The organism is Stenotrophomonas sp. YJH_SMC_119 (assembly GCF_059368315.1).
Map to the genome: position 1 here is coordinate 1 of NZ_JCAFRP010000011.1, position 19312 is coordinate 19312.

15 protein-coding genes are annotated in these 19312 nt (G+C 68.1%); 10 read left to right on the forward strand and 5 right to left on the reverse strand.

What is annotated here, in order from left to right; genetic code table 11:
• Positions 1-438: 438 nt before the first annotated feature.
• Positions 439-1650, reverse strand: a complete 1212-nt coding sequence (gene tyrS / locus AC5P6S_RS15605) for a tyrosine--tRNA ligase (protein WP_024956356.1) — start codon at positions 1648-1650, stop codon at positions 439-441.
• A gap of 167 nt (positions 1651-1817) precedes the next feature.
• Here tyrS and AC5P6S_RS15610 point away from each other — a divergent pair, with 167 nt between their 5' ends.
• Positions 1818-3290: a M23 family metallopeptidase gene (locus AC5P6S_RS15610; RefSeq protein WP_049396553.1), complete on the forward strand. Its 1473-nt coding sequence runs from the start codon at positions 1818-1820 to the stop codon at positions 3288-3290.
• A 65-nt stretch (positions 3291-3355) separates the two neighbouring features.
• Positions 3356-4483 carry an anhydro-N-acetylmuramic acid kinase gene (locus AC5P6S_RS15615; protein ID WP_005412010.1) on the forward strand — a complete coding sequence of 376 codons (1128 nt, stop codon included), beginning with the start codon at positions 3356-3358 and terminating at the stop codon, positions 4481-4483.
• Positions 4484-4562: 79 nt separating this feature from the next.
• Here AC5P6S_RS15615 and AC5P6S_RS15620 read toward each other — a convergent pair whose 3' ends face one another.
• From AC5P6S_RS15620 to AC5P6S_RS15630, 3 genes are all read right to left on the reverse strand, one after another.
• Entirely contained in the window at positions 4563-4793 is a 231-nt protein-coding gene (locus AC5P6S_RS15620) for a hypothetical protein (protein ID WP_005407775.1), read from the reverse strand.
• A 77-nt stretch (positions 4794-4870) separates the two neighbouring features.
• Entirely contained in the window at positions 4871-6244 is a 1374-nt protein-coding gene (locus tag AC5P6S_RS15625; protein WP_005412009.1) for an AmpG family muropeptide MFS transporter, read from the reverse strand.
• Positions 6241-7041: an exodeoxyribonuclease III gene (locus AC5P6S_RS15630; RefSeq protein ID WP_024956358.1), complete on the reverse strand. Its 801-nt coding sequence runs from the start codon at positions 7039-7041 to the stop codon at positions 6241-6243. Before AC5P6S_RS15630 ends, AC5P6S_RS15625 begins: the two co-directional genes overlap by 4 nt.
• Positions 7042-7203: 162 nt before the next feature.
• Here AC5P6S_RS15630 and pyrE point away from each other — a divergent pair, with 162 nt between their 5' ends.
• The 8 genes from pyrE (at position 7204) to AC5P6S_RS15670 (ending at position 16643) form a co-directional block, all read left to right on the forward strand.
• The gene (gene pyrE / locus AC5P6S_RS15635; protein WP_005407772.1) at positions 7204-7863 is read left to right on the forward strand and encodes an orotate phosphoribosyltransferase; all 660 of its coding nucleotides are present in this window, start codon (positions 7204-7206) and stop codon (positions 7861-7863) included.
• Between the two features lie 19 nt (positions 7864-7882).
• The gene (locus AC5P6S_RS15640) at positions 7883-8548 is read left to right on the forward strand and encodes a hypothetical protein (protein ID WP_049418611.1); all 666 of its coding nucleotides are present in this window, start codon (positions 7883-7885) and stop codon (positions 8546-8548) included.
• A gap of 174 nt (positions 8549-8722) precedes the next feature.
• The gene (locus AC5P6S_RS15645) at positions 8723-8815 is read left to right on the forward strand and encodes a potassium-transporting ATPase subunit F (RefSeq protein WP_005407770.1); all 93 of its coding nucleotides are present in this window, start codon (positions 8723-8725) and stop codon (positions 8813-8815) included.
• A gap of 12 nt (positions 8816-8827) precedes the next feature.
• Positions 8828-10537: a potassium-transporting ATPase subunit KdpA gene (gene kdpA / locus AC5P6S_RS15650; RefSeq protein ID WP_012478921.1), complete on the forward strand. Its 1710-nt coding sequence runs from the start codon at positions 8828-8830 to the stop codon at positions 10535-10537.
• A 10-nt stretch (positions 10538-10547) separates the two neighbouring features.
• Positions 10548-12605 carry a potassium-transporting ATPase subunit KdpB gene (kdpB, locus tag AC5P6S_RS15655; protein ID WP_005412004.1) on the forward strand — a complete coding sequence of 686 codons (2058 nt, stop codon included), beginning with the start codon at positions 10548-10550 and terminating at the stop codon, positions 12603-12605.
• Positions 12602-13252: a potassium-transporting ATPase subunit KdpC gene (gene kdpC, locus AC5P6S_RS15660; RefSeq protein ID WP_049459891.1), complete on the forward strand. Its 651-nt coding sequence runs from the start codon at positions 12602-12604 to the stop codon at positions 13250-13252. Before kdpB ends, kdpC begins: the two co-directional genes overlap by 4 nt.
• A gap of 36 nt (positions 13253-13288) precedes the next feature.
• Positions 13289-15949 (forward strand): ATP-binding protein, encoded by a 2661-nt coding sequence (locus AC5P6S_RS15665; protein WP_099561763.1) that lies wholly within the window; start codon positions 13289-13291, stop codon positions 15947-15949.
• On the forward strand, positions 15930-16643 hold the full coding sequence (locus AC5P6S_RS15670) for a response regulator transcription factor (protein ID WP_005412001.1): 714 nt from the start codon (positions 15930-15932) through the stop codon (positions 16641-16643). The genes AC5P6S_RS15665 and AC5P6S_RS15670 overlap by 20 nt, the downstream gene beginning before the upstream one ends.
• Before the next feature lie 316 nt (positions 16644-16959).
• Here AC5P6S_RS15670 and AC5P6S_RS15675 read toward each other — a convergent pair whose 3' ends face one another.
• Positions 16960-19302 (reverse strand): phosphomannomutase/phosphoglucomutase, encoded by a 2343-nt coding sequence (locus tag AC5P6S_RS15675; protein WP_005407764.1) that lies wholly within the window; start codon positions 19300-19302, stop codon positions 16960-16962.
• Positions 19303-19312: the final 10 nt, after the last annotated feature.

The window sequence follows — 19312 nt, forward strand, 5'->3', positions numbered from 1 at the left end:
AGTTGCTTGATCAAACGTCTGCAAGATGGACAATCATCCTTCCTGCAGGCGCCTTCACAAGATACCTGCGCATACTTTCAAAGATCCGGGGAAGTGGCCTCAGCGCCGTTCCCGTGTGCTGCGAAGTTTCCTTCGTAGCGAGCCGCCCATTATGCCAGACTTTTTCAGTCCGTCAACACCTTCGTTCGATCATCTCGTTCGGCGGTGGAGGGCGCCCTGTTGCCGCTGAAGCCCCTTGGTGGCGACCCCTGCGACGGGGGAGGAGAAGTATGTCCCTATTCCCATCGTTTGTGAAGGGGGTGTGGCGATTTTTTTCACCGGATGTTGCATCCGTTCATCCGTCGCGCTGCGGGAGGACCGCTCGAACAGCAAGCCAAGCGTGGGCTTGGCTCTGCAAGAGCATAAGGAAGGGCCGGCTGCGCCGGCCCTTCCTTTGTCTCAGCCAGCGACCAGGCGTACGCGGGCGAAGGTGCGCTTGCCGACCTGCAACAGGCCTTCGAAGCCCGGCTGCAGCACCTGCTGGCCGTCTTCGACCACCTCACCGTCCACCTTGACCGCGCGCTCCTTGAGCTTGCGGTTGGCTTCGGAGTTGCTCGGGGTCAGGCCGGCCGCGGTCAGCAGCGCAGCGATACGCAGGCCTTCGACCGGGATCGCCACGTCCTGCAGCGGCAGCTGGGTGATGTCGCCCTGCCCGGTTACCGCCGCTTCCCAGCCGGCAATCGCCTGCTCGGCCGCTGCGGCGTCGTGGAAGCGGGTCGCCAGTTCACGCGCCAGGCGCAGCTTGACCACGCGCGGGTTCAGGCCGCCAGTGGCCACCTGCTCGCGCAGCTGCACGGCTTCGGCCTGGCTGATGTCGAAGGACAGCAGCTCAATCCAGCGCCACATCAGGGTGTCGTCCACCTTCATGGTCTTGGTGACGATGTCGATGGCCGGTTCGCTGATGCCAATGTAGTTGCCCAGCGACTTGGACATCTTGTTGACGCCGTCCAGGCCCTCCAGCAGCGGCATGGTCAGCACCACCTGCGGCTTCTGGCCGTGGTGCTCCTGCAGGCCACGGCCCATCAGCAGGTTGAACTTCTGGTCGGTACCGCCCAGCTCCACGTCGGCCTCCAGGGCCACGGAGTCGTAGCCCTGCACCAGCGGGTACAGGAACTCATGGATGGCGATGGACTGCTGGGCGGCGTAGCGCTTGGCGAAGTCGTCGCGCTCGAGCATGCGTGCCACGGTGTGCTGGCCGGCCAGGCGGATCATGTCGGCCGCGCCCATCTTGCCGAACCACTCCGAGTTGAAGCGGACTTCGGTACGGCTGCGGTCCAGCACCTTGAACACCTGCTCCTCATAGGTACGGGCGTTGGCCAGCACGTCCTCGCGGCTGAGCGGCTTGCGGGTGAGGCTCTTGCCGGACGGGTCGCCGATCATGCCGGTGAAGTCGCCGATCAGGAAAATGATCTGGTGGCCGAGGTCCTGGAACTGGCGCATCTTGTTCAGCAGCACCGTGTGGCCCAGGTGCAGGTCGGGCGCGGTGGGGTCGAAGCCGGCCTTGATCCGCAGCGGGCGGCCCTCCTGCAGGCGCGCACGCAGATCCTCGAGCTTGAGGATCTCGTCGGCACCACGGCCGATCTGGGCAAGGGCTTCTTCAATCGAGGACACGTGACTACTCCCGGCAACGCCGATTCTTGTGTGGGGTGTTAAAGCAAAGTTAACCCGATTGGCTTCACAAAAGCCAATGGGCACAAGGGTTTGACGCGGTTTTCTCAGGTGTCTATGGTAACCGGCGATCAGGCCCCCGCTCCCGGGCCACCAGGAAAAAACCGCCGATGCACAATTCCGAACAAGGGCGCGCACGCAAGCAGCGCTTCCAGGAACGCCTCCACGTCCTGCACGACAACGCCCTGCATCGGAAGCTCAGGCAACATCTTCCCGCCGCCTTCAACGAGCGCTGGACCCGGCGCCACTGGATGCATGCCAGCCTGTTCGCGACCATCGGCGCCCTGGTGGCGACGATCGTGCCGGGCTTCTCGCACACCATCGACGCCCCCTTTGCCGACAGCCATACCAGCCTGGCACTGCCGTTGCCGCCGCTGGCCATGGCCCGCCAGCAGCAGGTGCCCGGTGACAGCTGGCAGGTGCTGCGCGTGGAACGCGGCCAGACCCTGAGCGATCTGTTCGACAAGGCCGGTATCCCGGCGACCACCCTGCACCGGGTGCTGGACCACCCGGGCGCGCGCGAGGCGCTGACCAAGCTTCGCCCGGGCGCCGAGATCGCCTTCGACATGCCGCTGTCCGGCGACCTGCGCAGCATCCGCTTCGACCGCGATGCCGACAACCGGGTGGAGCTGAGCCTGGCCGGTGACGACATCAAGGAGAAGGTGACCAAGCGCGAGACCTCCACGCGCACGGTGGTCACCAGTGGCGAGATCACCAGCTCGCTGTATGCCGCGGCCCGCCGCGCCGGGCTGTCGCCGTCGGCGATCGCGACGATGACCGACGACATCTTCAAGTACGACATCGACTTCTCGAAGGACCTGCAGCCGGGCGACCGCTTCAGCGTGGTGATGGATGAAACCTGGCGCGAAGGCGAGAAGGTGGACACCAGCAAGATTCTGGCGGCGACTTTCACCACCGGTGGCAAGACCTATTCTGGCTTCCGCTTCGACCGCAACGGCAAGTCCGAGTACTACGACATCAACGGCCGTTCGCTGAAGAAGAGCTTCATCCGCATGCCGATCCCGTTCGCGCGGCTGAGCTCGACCTTCGGTGCGCGCAAGCACCCCGTGCTGGGCAAGATGCGCATGCACAAGGGCGTGGACTACGCCGCGCGCACCGGCACCCCGATCATGGCCGCCGGCGACGCCCGCGTGCAGTTCGCCGGCGTGCAGCGCGGTTACGGCAACGTGGTGATCCTCGACCACGGCCGTGGCCACACCACCCTGTATGGGCACATGTCGCGCTTTGCGAACATCAAGACCGGCCAGCGGGTGGCCCAGGGCACGGTGATCGGTTATGTCGGCTCGACCGGCCTGGCCACCGGCCCGCACCTGCACTACGAATTCCGCGTCAACGGCGAGCACCGCAACCCGCTGACCGTGACCATGCCGCCGCCGGAGCCGCTGAAGGGCGCCGAGCTGGCCGCCTTCCGCGCGCAGACCGCGCCGGCGATGGCCCGCATCCAGGGCATGGAGAAGCTGATCTACGCCGATGCCAGCCCGGCACCGACCAGCCGCGACGAGGCCGCCCCCGAGGTGGCCAGCGCCAAGGACAAGAGCAGCATCGGCCGCAAGCGCGGCTGAGCCCCTGCGTTGACGAAGAAGGACGCGGCAGCACAAGCTTGCCGCGTCCTTTTTTTATGCCCGCCATGAACACGACTGCCGACACTGACGCCCCCCTGTACCTTGGCCTGATGTCGGGCACCAGTGCCGACGGCATCGATGCCGCGCTGGTGCAGTTTCCTGCCGGCGGAGGCTGCCGCTTCGTGCACGGCCTGACCGCCCGCTGGGAGCCGGTGCTGCGTGCACGGCTGGTGGCGCTGGGCGAAGGTGGTCCACTGGATTCGCTGGAGGAGCTGGGCGAGCTGGACGCCCGGATCGCGATCAGCTTCGCCGGGGCCGCCAACCAGCTGCTGGCCGAGGCTGGCGTGGACCGCAGCCAGGTGCGCGCGATCGGCTCGCATGGGCAGACCGTGCGTCACCGGCCGCTGGCCGACCCCGCCTTCACCGTGCAGCTGGGCGACGGCAACCGCATCGCCGAGTTGACCGGGATCACCACGGTCTCCGACTTCCGCCGCCGCGACGTGGCGGCCGGGGGCCATGGTGCGCCACTGATGCCGGCCTTCCACCTGGCCATGCTGGGCACGGCCGACGAAGACCGCGCCGTGCTCAATCTGGGCGGTATCGCCAACCTGACCCTGATTCCGCGCGAAGGTGCGGTACGTGGCTTCGATACCGGCCCGGCCAATGCGCTGATGGATGCCTGGTGCCAGCGCCACACCGGCCGGACCTTTGATGCCGACGGCGCGTACGCCGCCAGCGGCGCGGTGGACGAGGGCCTGCTGGCGGGCTGGCGCTCGGACCCGTGGTTCGCGCTGCCGCCGCCGAAGAGCACCGGCCGTGAGCAGTTCCACCTGGCCTGGGCCGAGGCGCACATGGCCGAGGGCCAGTACGCGGCGGCCGACGTGCAGGCGACCCTGCTGGAGCTGACCGTGGCAACGGTGGCCGATGCGCTGCTGGCGCAGCAGCCGCAGACCCGCCGCCTGCTGGTCTGTGGCGGCGGGGTACGCAACCGGCAACTGATGAAGCGCCTCGCGGCCCGGCTGCCGGACGTGCAGGTGGAATCCAGCGCCGTGCACGGGCTGGACCCGGAGTACGTGGAGGCAATGGGCTTCGCATGGCTGGCGCAGCGGACGATGGACGGGCTGGCCGGCAACCTGCCAAGCGTGACCGGAGCTAAGGGCCCGCGGATCCTGGGTGCGATCCACCTGGCGTGAGGTGGCGCCATCCACGCGTGGCGTGGATCTACCGGGCAGCCGGACGTGGGCTCGTCTCTACAGCATTGCGGCGCGGCCGCTAATCGAAGCCCTGCCCTGCGGGCAAGGCCTGCAGGGCGGCAATGGCATCGGACAGGGCATCCACTTCCGGATCGCCGAAGCCGGAGCGGACTTCCAGTTCACTGCTGAACAGGCCCTGCTCCAGCAAGGCGGCACAGGTCTGTTCGTGGGTCCAGCCGCGGGCGACCGCGACGCGTTTGATACGTTCCAGCAGCAGCGGGTCCAGGTCCCGCAGCACAACGTCGGCCATGCTCACTTCCCCGTTCGCAAGGCACCGCCCCCTCGGCGCGTCGGGGCGATGATCCCGCAGACCGGGCGGGCAGGCAATCAGGTCGAGCCGGCGGCCTGGCGACGGCGCTGCTGCAGGATCAGCAGGGCGCAGAGGATCACCACCGGGATCGCCACCAGCGCGGTACCGACGAAGAACAGCGCGTAGCCTTCCAGCAGCGTCCGGCCCTGTGCGAGCGTCTGTACCGACCACCCCGAGAGCCCCTTGAGCGCCTTGCCGGGCATCGCGTAGAACGAGCTGAGCAGCGCGTACTGGGTGGCGGTGTATCCGATGCTGGTCAGGCTCGACATGTAGGCGATCAGCGCCGTACCGGCGAAGCCGCTGGCGAAGTTGTCGATTGCCATGGCCACGGCGAAATGGGTTGTGTCCGGGCCGGAATAGGCCAGCCAGGCAAACGCCAGGTTGGAGGCCGGCCCCAGCACGGCGCCTACCATCAGCGCCGCCAGCACCCCCCAGCGGACCGAGACCAGGCCCGCTGCGGCAATACCGACGAAGGTCGCGACCAGCCCGACCGAACCACGCACCGCGCCCACGGTATCTTCGTCCAGGCCGAGATCGACGTAGAACGGGTTGGCCATCGGTCCCATGACGAAGTCGGCCATGCGATAGACGCTGATGGCCACCAGGATCAGGATCGCGCCGCTGCGATGCTCGCGGACGAAGGCGATGAACGGTCCCGCTACGGCGTCGAACAATCCGCGCGGTGTCCACAGCGAGGTCGCCTGCGCCTGCACGGCAGCCACTTCCCGCGCGGGTTCGCGGGCCATCACCACAGCCACCACGCCAAGCGCCATCAGCACGGCCATGATCTCGTAGGAAACCTGCCAGCCGACACGGGCCGCGATGATCAGGATCAGCGCATCGGTGACCAGCAATGCAGTGCGGTAGCCCAGTGCCGAGGATGAGGTCAGCAGTCCAAGCTGCTCGCTGTTGTCAGCACTTTCAATGCGCCAGGCATCGATGACGATGTCCTGGGTGGCCGAAGCAAACGCTACGATCACGGCCATCACGCCGAACACGACGATGTGCTGCCAGGCGATACCCAGGAACTGGATCTGGCCCCCCTTGGGCTGGACCAGCGCCATGCCGACCAGGCCCACCACCACGACCAGCTGCGACAGCAGCATCCAGCCACGGCGGCGGCCAAAGCGGCCGAACAGAGGCACGTCGGTCTTGTCGACGATCGGTGCCCACAGGAACTTCATGGTGTAGGCCAGCCCGACCCATGACAGGAAGCCGATCGTACTCAGCTCGATGCCTTCCTTGCGCATCCAGAAGCCGAGCGTGTTGCCCACCAGATAGATCGGCAGGCCGGAACTGAAGCCGAGCAGCAGCATCGCCAGCACCTTGCGCTGGCTCAGGTTGGACAACACCTGCTGCCACGGTCGGCGCGGCTTGGCAGCCTCGGTCACAGGTCGTAGTCCACGGTGAACGGGGCGTGGTCGGAGAAGCGCTCGTCGCGGTAGATCGAGCAGCTTCGCAGGCGGTCACGCAGGCCCGGGGTGATGAACTGGTAGTCGATGCGCCAACCGACATTGTTGGCACGGGCGGCGCCACGGTTGCTCCACCAGGTGTAGTCCTCTCCGGTGGGGTTGAGCAGGCGGTAGGCATCGGCCCAGCCGCGACCGGCGGCGACATCGGTGGCCTGGCCGTGGTCGGCGCAGAGGGCGTTGAGCCAGTCGCGTTCCTCCGGCAGGCAGCCGGAATTCTTCTGGTTGGACTTCCAGTTCTTGATGTCCAGCGCCGAACGCACGATGTTCCAGTCGCCGCACAGCACGTAGTCGCGGCCGCTGCGCGCCCACTCCTCCAGGATCGGCCGCAGCCATTCCATCACTTCGAACTTGAAGCCCTGGCGCAGGTCGCCCGAGCTGCCGGACGGGATATAGAAGGAGACCACGCTGAGGTTGCCGTAGCGTGCCTCGATGTAGCGGCCTTCGTCGTCGAACGGGGCCCAGCCCAGCGACGTGATGACCTGGTCCGGCTCGCGCTTGCTGTAGATCGCCACGCCGCTGTAGCCCTTCTTGGTAATGGCGTCGCGGTAGAAGCAGTGGTGGCCGTCCGGGCGGAACATCGGGTCGCTCAGCTGGTCTTCCTGGGCCTTGGTTTCCTGGATGCACAGGACATCGGCATCCTGGGCACGGAACCAGTCGAGGAAGCCCTTGGTCGCGGCGGAACGGATGCCATTGGCGTTGAAACTGATGATGCGCATGCGGAAGACCTACGGCGGGAAACCGGGCAAGCATACCGGTTGACTGCAGGGCTGCGCAGTCCGCCGGGTGGGCCCGCCAGCGCCTTCACACGGGGCCGGACGAGCGCGAAACGCCCAGCTGGATTAGGATTTGTGCTCCAAATGAAGATGAATCGAGTTTTGATGAGCGACCACCGCCACCGTTTCCTGCAGTTGGCCCTGACCGCCGACGCCCTTCGCTTCGGCCAGTTCACCCTCAAGTCCGGCCGGCTGAGCCCCTATTTCTTCAACGCCGGGCGCTTCGACTCCGGCTCGCTGCTGTCCCAGCTCGGCGCGTGCTATGCCGATGCCATCGATGCCAGCGGGATCAAGTACGACGTGGTGTTCGGCCCGGCCTACAAGGGCATCCCGCTGGCCACCGCGATGGCCTGCGAGCTGGCCCAGCGCGGCCGCGACCTGCCGCTGTCGTTCAACCGCAAGGAAGCCAAGGACCATGGCGAGGGTGGCCAGCTGATCGGCGCCGACATGCAGGGCAAGCGCGTGCTGATCGTCGACGACGTGATCACCGCCGGTACGGCGATCCGCGAAGCGCTGGGCATCATCCGCGCCGCCGGTGGCACCCCGGCCGGCATCGTGGTGGCACTGGACCGCCAGGAGATCGCTTCGGAGACCGACCGCCGTTCTGCCGCGCAGTCGGTGGCCGAAGAAGCCGGTATCCCGGTGATCGCCGTGGCATCGCTGGCCGATCTGCTTGATTTCGCCTCCGGCAACCCGGAACTTGTGGGTTACCGGCAGCCGCTGGAAGCCTACCGGGCCCAGTACGGCGTTCGTTCGATCCGCTGACCGACCCAGGGGAAAGGTCATGTCCCGAGTTCCTGCTGTCCTCTTCGCCGGCCTGCTGCTGGTCGTGCCGTTCACCGTACCGGCGCAGTCGCGCGACAGCGGCAAGGCGGAAAAGAAGCTGTACTGCTGGAACGAGGGCAAGGAGCGGATCTGCAGTGATTCGCTGCCGGCCGACGCGGTCAACCATGCCCGCGAGGAATTCAATGCGAGCACGGGCCTGCGCAATGCGCAGGTCCAGCGCGCGTTGACCGACGAGGAGCGTGCCGCTGCCAGCACGGCTGCGCAGCAGCAACAGCTGGACCTGATGGCCGAGCAGACCCGCCAGCGCACCGAGCAGGCCATGTTGTCCACCTACGGCAGCGAGGCCGACCTGCGCCGGGTGTTTGCCGAGCGCCAGGAAGTGCTGGACAACAACCTGAAGACCGCCGAGTACAACGTCACCAGCCTGCGTGAGTCGCTGGTGGCGCTGCTGTCGGCGGCGGGAGACCGCGAGCTGGCCGGCGCCAAGGTGGCCGACAAGCAGGCCGAGGCGATCCGCAAGCGGCATGCGCAGCTGCAGGCGCAGCAGCGCTTGCAGGCCGGGCTGGTGCAGCAGCAGCAGGCGTTGAAGGCCGAGATCGACAGCACCCTGCAGCGCTATCGCGAGCTGAAGGGGCTGGTGCCGGCGGACACTCCGGCGGGCTGACGGCGCTGCCTCCGCCGGGCATGGCCCGGCGCTACCCCGGGCCTGGTTACGGGTTGGCCCACGGAATTTATGCACTCTTTACGCGTCGGCCCGGTCCGGCGCGTAGTGCGTTTATGGGGGGTAGGACGACGATGGCGGCCTGAGGTGGAGGGGTTCCACCAGGACGCTATTGCAATGTCCCCCTGGCTGTCGTTGTTGTGTGGCGTGCTGGTGCTGGTTGCCGCCGCCTATCTCCTTTATGTCGTGCTGCGGCCCGAGTCGTTCTGAGCGGAGCCGGCCATGACTGAGATGCTTGTGATTATTGCCGCCAGCCTGCTGCTGGCGTGGCCGCTGGGCCTGTACCTGGCGCGCGTGATGCGCGGCACGCCGATGAAGGTCGACGTGCTGTTCCATTGGATAGAGAAGCCGCTGTACAAGGTGCTCGGCGTAGATCCATCGCGCGCCATGTCCTGGCGCGGCTATGTGCTGGCCTTCGTGCTGAGCAACGTGGTGGTCGCGGTGCTGACCCAGGCGGTGTTCATGACCCAGGCCTGGTTGCCGTTGAACCCGGACCAGATCCCGAACATGCGCTGGGACACCGCGCTGCACACGATGATCTCGTTCCTGACCAACACCAACCAGCAGCACTATTCGGGCCAGGCGCAGCTGTCCTACTTCTCGCAGATGACCGGCATCACCGGCCTGCAGGTGGTGACGCCGATGATGGGCCTGGCGCTGGCGGTGGCGACGCTGCGCGCGTTGTTCTCGCGTGCGCCGCAGGCTGCGGCGACCACCGGGGCCGGCGATGACCGCCAGGTGGCGGTGGGCAACTACTACGTGGACGTGGTGCGCCTGTGCGTGCGCTTCCTGCTGCCGCTGTGCCTGGTGTGGACGCTGGTGCTGACCAGTCAGGGCGTGCCGTCGACGATCGCCGGTGGGCCACAGGCTACGCCGATCGATGCCAGCGCTGGCATGGCCGAACAGAAACTTCCGCTGGGCCCGGTCGCGGCGATGGTCGCGGCCAAGCAGCTGGGCGCCAACGGCGGCGGCTGGTATGGCCCGAACAGCAGCTTCCCGCTGGAGAACCCGACCCCGCTGTCGAACGCGCTGGAGATCGTCGGCATCCTGCTGGTGCCGATGGCGGTGATCTTCATGATCGGCGCGTTCACCGGCCGGCGCCGCTTCGGCGCCCTGGTGTTCAGCTGCATGCTGGGCATGTCGCTGCTGTCCACCGGCGCGATGATGTGGAGCGAAGGGCATAGCGCCAGCGCCGCCACCCCGCTGCTGATGGAAGGCAAGGAAGTGCGCTTCGGCGCCGACGGCACTGCGCTGTGGGCGGCGGTGACCACCCAGGTCTCCAACGGCTCGGTCAACGGCATGCACGATTCGCTGGCGCCGCTCAGTGGCGGCATCGCGATGGTCAACATGCTGGTCAGCGCGATCTGGGGCGGTATCGGCTGCGGCCTGCAGCAGTTCATCGTGTACCTGCTGCTGGGCGTGTTCCTGGCCGGGTTGATGACCGGGCGTACGCCGGAACTGTTCGGCCGCAAGCTGGAGACGCCACAGGTACGCCTGCTGGCCCTGCTGGTGCTGCTGCAGCCGATCACCCTGCTGGTGTTCACCGCGATCACCCTGGCCGTACCCGGCCTGGCCGGCACCTCCAATCCCGGCTTCCATGGCATCAGCCAGGTGTTCTACGAGTATGTCTCGGCCTATGCCAACAACGGTTCGGGCTTCGAAGGGCTGGGTGACGCCACGCTGTGGTGGAACCTGAGTTGCTCGCTGGTGCTGCTGCTCGGCCGCTTCCCGCTGCTGATCATCCCGCTGGTGGTGGCCGCACAGCTGGCTGCCAAGCGCCAGGCGCCGGAGTCTGCCGGCAGCCTGCAGATCGAAACGCCGACCTTCGCCCTGACCCTGGTCTCGGTGATCGTCATCCTGACCGTGCTGCAGTTCATGCCGGCGCTGGTACTCGGCCCGATCGCCGACCACCTGAGCCTGGGACTGCACTGAGGACATCGCAATGAGTACCCACGCAAGTTCAACCCGTAGTTCCCTCGCACCGCGCCCTGCCCTGCTGGATGGCGCAGGCCTGCGCCGCGCACTGGTCGAGGCAGTGCGCAAGCTGTCGCCGATGCATCTGGTGCGCAGCCCGGTGATGGCGGTGGTGATGGCCGGCACGATCGTGGCCGCGATCGTCACCCTGACCGGCAATGCGCCGCTGGGCTTTGGCCTGGCGGTGACCGCGATCCTGCTGGTGACCGTGCTGTTCGGCAATTTTGCCGAAGCCGTGGCCGAAGCACGTGGCCGTGGCCAGGCCGCATCGCTGCGCCGCGCCCGCCAGGACCTGGTGGCGCGCCGCCTGGCCGCACCGCAGCCGGGTGCCGCGGAAACCCAGCTGCCAGCCGCCGAGCTGCGCCCGGGCGACCATGTGATCGTCAGTGCCGGTGAGCTGGTACCGGCCGATGGCGAGATCGTGCAGGGCCTGGCCACCATCAACGAAGCAGCGGTGACCGGCGAATCGGCACCGGTGCTGCGCGAGGCCGGTACCGACCGATCCGGTGTGATCGGCGGAACCAAGGTGCTGTCCGACCAGATCATCGTGCGGGTGACCGCCGAGCCGGGCCACAGCTTCCTGGACCGGATGATCGCGCTGGTGGAAGGCGCCAACCGGCAGAAGACGCCGAACGAGATCGCACTGACCCTGCTGCTGGCGGCGATGACGCTGACCTTCCTGGTGGTGGTGGCGACGCTGCCGGCCATTGGCGCGGCGGTAGGCGTGCAGGTTGACCCGCTGCTGCTGATCGCGCTTCTGGTCTGCCTGATCCCGACCACCATCGGCGGCCTGCTGCCGGCCATCGGCATCGCCGGCATGAACCGCGCGCTGGCCGCCAACGTGCTGGCCAAGTCGGGCAAGGCGGTGGAAGTCGCGGGAGACGTGGACGTGCTGCTGCTGGACAAGACCGGCACCATCACCTACGGCGACCGCCAGGCCAGCCACTTCCATCCGTTGGCCGGTATCGATGCCAGCCAGCTGCGTGAAGCGGCGCTGTTGTCCTCGCTGGCCGACCCGACCCCGGAAGGCAAGTCGATCGTGCGCCTGGCGCGCGAACAGGGCTGCGCCACCGCTGAACCGGACCACGCCGAGTACCTGGCGTTCAGTGCGCAGACCCGCATGTCCGGCGTGGATCTTGAACATGGGCGGCAGATCCGCAAGGGTGCCGCCGATGCGATCCGTGCCCACGTACAGGCGCTGGGCGGCAATGTACCGGCTGAACTGGCCGGCCGCGTCGAGCAGGTCGCACGCAACGGTGCCACCCCGCTGGTGGTGGCCGAGGGCCGCCACGTGCTGGGCGTGATCGAACTGTCGGACGTGGTCAAGCACGGCATGCGCGAGAAGTTCGCGCAGCTGCGGGCGATGGGCATCCGCACGGTGATGATCACCGGTGACAATCCGCTGACCGCCGCCGCGATCGCTGCCGAAGCCGGTGTCGACGACTACATCGCCGAGGCGCGACCGGAAGACAAGCTGGCGCGCATCCGCCAGGAGCAGGCCGGTGGCCGTCTGGTGGCGATGGTCGGTGACGGTACCAACGACGCCCCGGCACTGGCCCAGGCCGACATCGGCCTGGCGATGAACTCCGGTACGCAGGCGGCGAAGGAGGCCGGCAACATGGTCGACCTCGATTCGGACCCGGCCAAGCTGCTGGCAGTGGTGGAAGTAGGCAAGCAGCAGCTGATCACCCGCGGCGCGCTGACCACCTTCTCGCTGGCCAACGACGTGTCCAAGTACTTCGCGATCCTGCCGGCGCTGTTCGCCGCGGCCGTTCCGACCATGGCCGCACTGAACGTGATGCAGCTGTCGAGCCCGCGCAACGCGGTGCTGGCGGCGCTGATCTTCAACGCCCTGGTGATTCCCGCCCTGATCCCGCTCGCCCTGCGTGGCGTGCGCTTCCGCCCGGCCACCGCAACGGCGCTGCTGCGCCGGAACATGCTGGTGTACGGCCTCGGCGGCGTGCTGCTGCCGTTCGCAGCGATCAAGGCGATCGACCTCCTTCTTGTCCTGGTATTCGGCGCATGAACCGTTCTGCTTCCACCTCCACTTCCCTGTCGCGCGAACCGAAGGCCGAGGCCCGCGTGGCCAGCCTGCAGGATGGCGCCAGCTGGCGCCCGGTGATCGGCCTGGGCCTGGCCACCCTGCTGCTGGCCGGTGCGGTCTACGCCGGCATCGCCACCGGTTTCGCCGGCCTGGCCTACCCGACCCAGGCCGAGGGCAGCCTGCTGCGCGATGGCAATGGCCAGGTGCGCGGCTCGGCGTGGCTGTCGCAGCCGTTCACCGGTGACGGCTACTTCCAGGCACGTCCGTCGGCGGCCAACTACGACCCGATGGCGGCAGCCGGTTCCAACATGGCGCGCAGCAACCCGGCGCTGGCCGAGCGCGTCGCCGCCAGCACCGCGGCGGTGGCCGCGCGCGAAGGCGTCACCGCGGCGCAGGTACCGGCGGACCTGGTCACGCAGTCCGCCGGCGGCCTGGATCCGCAACTGTCGCCGGCCGCGGCGCAGCTGCAGGTGGCCCGCGTGGCGCGTGCCCGTGGCCTGCCTGTGGAACGCGTGCAGGCACTGGTGCAGGCGCATACCGAAGGTCGCCAGTGGGGCCTGTTCGGCCAGCCGCGGGTGAACGTGGTGACGCTGAACTTCGCGCTGGACCACGCGCCCAAGGCGCCGTGATGCCGGCCTGCACCGGCTGCGCGCACAATGGCACCCATGACTGATGCGCGTACCCGCCAGGCCGATGCCCTGGTCGAAGGCCTGCAACGCGAAGCCGGCGGCAAGCTGACCGTGTTCCTCGGCGCGGCGCCGGGCGTGGGCAAGACCTACGCCATGCTGACCCGCGCGCAGGAACAGCTGCGTCGCGGCGTCGACCTGGTGGTCGGGTTGGTGGAAACCCATGGCCGTGCCGATACCCAGGCGCTGCTGGAGGGGCTGCCACAGCTGCCGCTGAAGGACGTGGCCTACCACGGCCATGCCCTGCAGGAGATGGACCTGGATGCCGTGCTCGCACGGCATCCGGCCTTGGTGCTGGTGGACGAACTGGCCCATCGCAATGCACCCGGCAGCCGCCACGAGCGGCGCTGGCAGGATGTGATGGAGCTGCTGGACGCCGGCATCGACGTCTGGACCACGGTCAACATCCAGCATCTGGAAAGCCTCAATGACGTGGTGATGCGCATCACCGGTGTGCGGGTCAGCGAGACCGTGCCGGATGGGGTGCTCGACCGCCTGCATGACATCGTGCTGGTCGACCTGCCGCCGCGCGAGCTGATCGCGCGCCTGCAGCAGGGCAAGGTCTATGTGCCCGAACAGGCCGCGCAGGCGCTGCAGGCGTTCTTCTCGCCGGCCAACCTCACCGCACTGCGCGAGCTGGCCATGCAGGAGGCCGCCGACCGCGTCGACAGCAGCCTGCGTGAAGCGCGCGCCGCGCGCGGCGAGAGCAACCTGCCACTGCGTCGTGGCGTGCTGGTGGCCATTGATGGCGGCGGTCAGAGCGAATACTTGGTGCGGGTGGCGCGGCGCATCGCCGAACGCCGCGATGCGCCGTGGACGGTGGTGACCGTGCAGGGCCGACGCCAGGACGAGGCGACCCGGCGCGAGATCGATGCTGCGTTCGCCCTGGCACGCCGCCTCGGCGGCGACGCCGAACTGCTGCACGGATCAAGCATCGCCGATGCCCTGCTCGACCATGCCGCGCACAACGGCGTGTCGACCCTGGTGCTCGGCCGGACCCGCGAACGTCCACTGGCGCGGATGTTCAACCGCACCCTGACCCAGCAGCTGATCCAGCGCGGCGCGCATTACGAGATCACCATCATCAGCACCCCACAGGCACGTGCGCGCTCGCGCCGCGAGGGCCTGCTGCCGCCGATGCGCGGCATCAGCTACGAACCGGTGCAGGCGCTGATCGCCACCGCGCTGGCCTGTGCGGTGGCATGGCTGGCCGAACGCTGGGTCGGCATGGCCGACCTGTCGATGGTGTTCATCGTGGCGGTGGTGCTGGTGGCCGCACGCACGCGCGCCAGCGTGGCGGTGATGGCGGCGATCCTGTGCTTCCTCGCCTACAACTTCCTGTTCATCGCGCCGCGCTTCACCTTCGCCATCGGCGCGCGCCAGGGCGTGATCACCGTGTTCCTGTTCCTGGCCGCCGCACTGGTGGCCGGACGCCTGGCCTCGCGCCTGCGCATGCAGGTGATCGCGCTGCGTGCGGCGAATCGACATGCGCGTGCGCGCCAGCAGCTGGGACGGCAGCTGGCCAGCGCGGCCGGCAACGGCGAGGTGGCCCAGGCGGGTCGGCATGCACTGGAACAGGCCATGGACGTTCCAGCGTGGCTACGGATCGGCGCCGATACCGCAACCGGTGGCCGCAGCCAGCCGGGCGATACCGACTTGGCCGCCGCCGATTGGGCACTGCGCCACGGCCAGCCCAGCGGGCGCTTCACCGACACCCTGGCCGGTGCGCAGTGGTGGTTCCTGCCGCTGCTGGATGGCGAAGACCGCGCCATCGGCGTGGCGGGCCTTTACCTGCCCGGCGCACAGGCGCGCCTGCTGCCCGAGCAGCGGCAGCTGGCCGAGGCGATGGTCGACGACATCGCCCAGGCCGCGCTGCGCACGCGGCTGGTGGCCGAACTGGAGCAGGCCCACGTCAGCAACGAGACCGAGCGGCTGCGCTCGGCGCTGCTCTCTTCGGTGTCGCACGACCTGCGCTCGCCGCTTGCGGCGATGATCGGCTCGGCCGACAGCCTGGCCAGCTATGGTGCGGCAATGGATACGGCCGATCGCCGAGCCCTGCTCGACACCATCCTGGTCGAGGGCGAGCGGCTGGACCGCTACATCCAGAACCTGCTGGACATGACCCGCCTCGGCCACGAAGGGTTGAAGATCAACCGCGACTGGATCGGCGTGGACGAGCTGATCGGCTCGGCGGCGCGGCGCCTGCAGCGCTACCAGCCCAAGGTGCGGCTGGAGCTGGATATTCCGGCCACGCTGGCGCCGATCTGGGTACACCCGGCGCTGGTCGAACAGGCGGTGTTCAACGTGATGGAAAACGCGGCCAAGTTCTCACCGCCGGATGCGGCCGTGCAGGTGCAGGCGCGTGAACTGGACGGGCAGCTGCGCATCGACGTGATCGATGCCGGCCCCGGCATTCCCGATGACGAGCGCGCGCGCATCTTCGACATGTTCTACAGCGTCGAGCGCGGCGACCGTGGCCGCCACGGCACCGGCCTGGGCCTCACCATCTGCCAGGGCATGGTCGGTGCGCATGGCGGCATCGTGCAGGCGCTGCCCGGACGCGACGGTCGCGGTACCCTGATCCGCATCACCCTGCCCCTGCTCAAGCCAGCCTCCCACGATGAGCCCGACTCCGATTGACGCCAGCGCGCCGGCCCCGCGCGTGCTGGTGATCGATGATGAAACCCAGATCCGCCGGTTCCTGGACATCAGCCTGCGCGCGCAGGGCTACCAGGTGCGGCAGGCGGCCACCGGCCAGGAAGGCCTGCAGCTGGCGGCCAGCGAGGACATGGACCTGGTGATCCTGGACATCGGCCTGCCGGACATGGAAGGCCATGAGGTGCTGGAGCAACTGCGGCAGTGGAGCCAGGTGCCGGTGATCATGCTGACCGTGCGTGCGGGTGAAGCCGAAAAGGTGCGCGCACTGGATACCGGCGCCAATGACTACGTGACCAAACCGTTCGGCACCCAGGAGCTGATGGCGCGGGTGCGGGCGCTGCTGCGCACGCGCAGCGTGCCCAGCGACGGCACGCCACCGGTGTTCGACGATGGCCATCTGCATGTGGATCTCGTACGCCGCGAAGTGGCGCTGGATGGCGAGCCGGTGGCGCTGACCCGCAAGGAGTACGCGCTGCTGTCGCTGCTGCTGCGCAATGCCGGGCGGGTGGTGACCCAGCCGCAGATCCTCCAGGAAATCTGGGGCCCGACCCACCAGCACGACACCCATTACCTGCGCATCCTGGTCGGCAAGCTACGGCACAAGCTGGGCGATTCAGCGCTGGATTCGCGCTACCTGTTCACCGAGCCGGGCGTGGGCTTGCGTTTCAAGGGGTAATAGATCCACGCCATGCGTGGATGGACATCATCGAAGCCGGAAGAGCATCCACGCATGGCGTGGATCTACCGTGTCGACCAAGGTCGACACCCACCAGCAGCGGTCCATGCCGTTCCGACAGATCGCGGAAATCTGTCGAAGGCGGGGTGGGTCCGGTTGCGGGGGCGTGAGCCGCATGGATGCGGCGACCGAGCTTACATGGACGTACTTGCAGCGTCCCCCGTAACCGGACCCACCCCGCATCCCTCGGATAGCCGGCCTTTGACGTTGACGTTGACGTTGATTCGGCGGGTGCCGGGCGCAGCCCGGCCTCACCTCAGAACCCCAGCGGGGTGTCGCCCAGCACCGGCTGCAGCTGGCTGCGGAACAACGCCTGGATGCGTTCCAGTGCCGCCTCGTCGTTGCCCTCGAAGCGCAGCACCAGCACCGGCGTGGTATTGGAAGCACGCACCAGCCCCCAGCCATCGGGGAAGTCCACGCGCAGGCCGTCGATGGTCGACAGGCGGCCGCCCACATACGGGTTGTCCGGCGACTGTGCCGCCGCCACCAGCATCGCCACCAGCGCATGAGGCGTGCCTTCGGCCACCGGCACCTTCAGTTCCGGCGTGGCCACCATCTCCGGCAGCTCGGCCAGCACCTCGTCCGGGGTTTCCTCGCGCTGCGCCAGGATCTCCAGCAGTCGCGCGGCGGCATACAGGCCATCGTCGAAACCGAACCAGCGCTCCTTGAAGAAGAAGTGGCCGCTCATCTCGCCGGCCAGCTCGGCATCGGTCTCGCGCATCTTCGCCTTCATCAGCGAGTGCCCGGTCTTCCACATCAACGGGCTGCCACCATTGCGCAGCACGTGATCGGACAGCTTGCCGGTGCACTTCACGTCGTAGATCACCATCGCGCCGGGGTTGCGCATCAGCACATCGGCGGCAAACAGCATCAGCAGGCGGTCGGCATAGATGATCCTGCCTTCGCCGGTGACCACGCCCAACCGGTCTCCGTCGCCATCGAAGGCGACGCCGAGGTCGGCGCCGAAGCGCTTGACCGTCTGCACCAGGTCTTCCAGGTTGGCCGGCTCGCTCGGGTCGGGATGATGGTTGGGGAAGGTACCGTCGACATCGCAGTACAGCGGGATGACTTCGGCGCCGATGGCTTCCAGCAGCTGTGGTGCAAGCGCACCGGCGACGCCGTTGCCGGCATCGGCCACGACCTTCAACGGGCGGTCCAGCTGCACGTCGTCGGCGATGCGCTGGATGTAGTCGGCACTGACATCGCGCTGCTGGTAATCGCCCGGCTCGGCCGCCTGCGCCAGGCGCCCCTCGACGATGCGCTGGTAGAGATCGGTGATGGCATCGCCTGACAGCGTCTCGCCGCCGATGACCACCTTGAAGCCGTTGTACTCGGGCGGGTTATGACTGCCGGTGACCGCCACGCAGGTGCCGGTGCGCAGGTGGAAGGCGGCGTAATAGACGACCGGGGTCGGTGCCAGGCCGATGTCGATCACCGCGCAACCGGTGCGACGCAGGCCTTCGGCCAATCCCGCAGCCAGTTCCGGGCCGGACAGGCGGCCATCACGGCCGATCACCACCTCGCGCAGGCCCTGTTCCAGCGCCACGGTACCGATGGCCTGGCCGATCAGCGCGGCGGTCTTCGGCGTCAGTTCGCTGCCGACCACGCCACGGATGTCGTAGGCGCGGAAGATGCCGGCGGCCAGTTCCCCGGCAGGGACCGGTGGCGGCGGCGGCGCAGTGTCCGCGGCGCTGGCGGCGGCCACCGGTGGCGGCGCCATCTGCAGGCTCTCGCTCAGGGTCGGGCCATGATCCGCTTCCGCCACGGCCGCACGGCGCGGCAACGGCAGCGACTTCGGCAGCCGGCCGCGACCCACCACCAGCAGCACGGCGATGAACGCCAGCAGCAGCGCGACGATGGCACTGGCCAGCGAACCCAGGCCCAGAGGACCGGCTTCGACATTCGGTACGGCGGCCACCAGCCGCAACGGCGTGCCCGGAACCGGGCGCGCCAGCGCTTCGGCGCTCTCGGCCAGGCCGGCGTCGCCCTGGGCAACGAGGTCATGCGTGCCTTGGCGCAGGCCGAGGAAACCGGTGGACGGGGCGCTCACCTGGTCCAGCGGCGAGGTCAGCCGCAGCAATGGCTGGCGCACGTAGAGCACTGCCGGGCCAAGGCTGCCCAGCTGCACCGGAGCCGCCAGACCCAGGCGATTGCCACCTGCATCGCGCACCACGCGCAGGCCAGGCTTGCCCTCGGCCAGCGCTTGTTCCAGCAGGGCCAGGCGTGCGTAGCCGAAGGTGGCCGGGTCGGCATAGGCCGTGGCCAGATCGGCGGTCAGCACGTCAGCCTGCTCCACGCCGGTCCAGCTCTCGCGCACGGCCAGCGCCGCTGCCGCGGCGTCACCGGCCTGCAGTGCCTGCTGCACGCGTTCGTTCTTCAACTGCTGCTGCAGCTGCTTCAGCTGGCCGGCTGCGGCCTCCTGCAAGCCCTGCACGGCCTGGTCACGCGCTTCTTCCAGCGCCTGGCCGTTGGCCTCCTGCCGCCATTGCTGCACCGCGCTCCATCCGAACCAGCCGGCCAGCAGGACCAGCAGCACCCCCAGTAGTGGCGCACTGCGTCCCAACGACCGTTCCCGCTGCCCTTCCCCGATGCCGCTCATCAATGTCCCC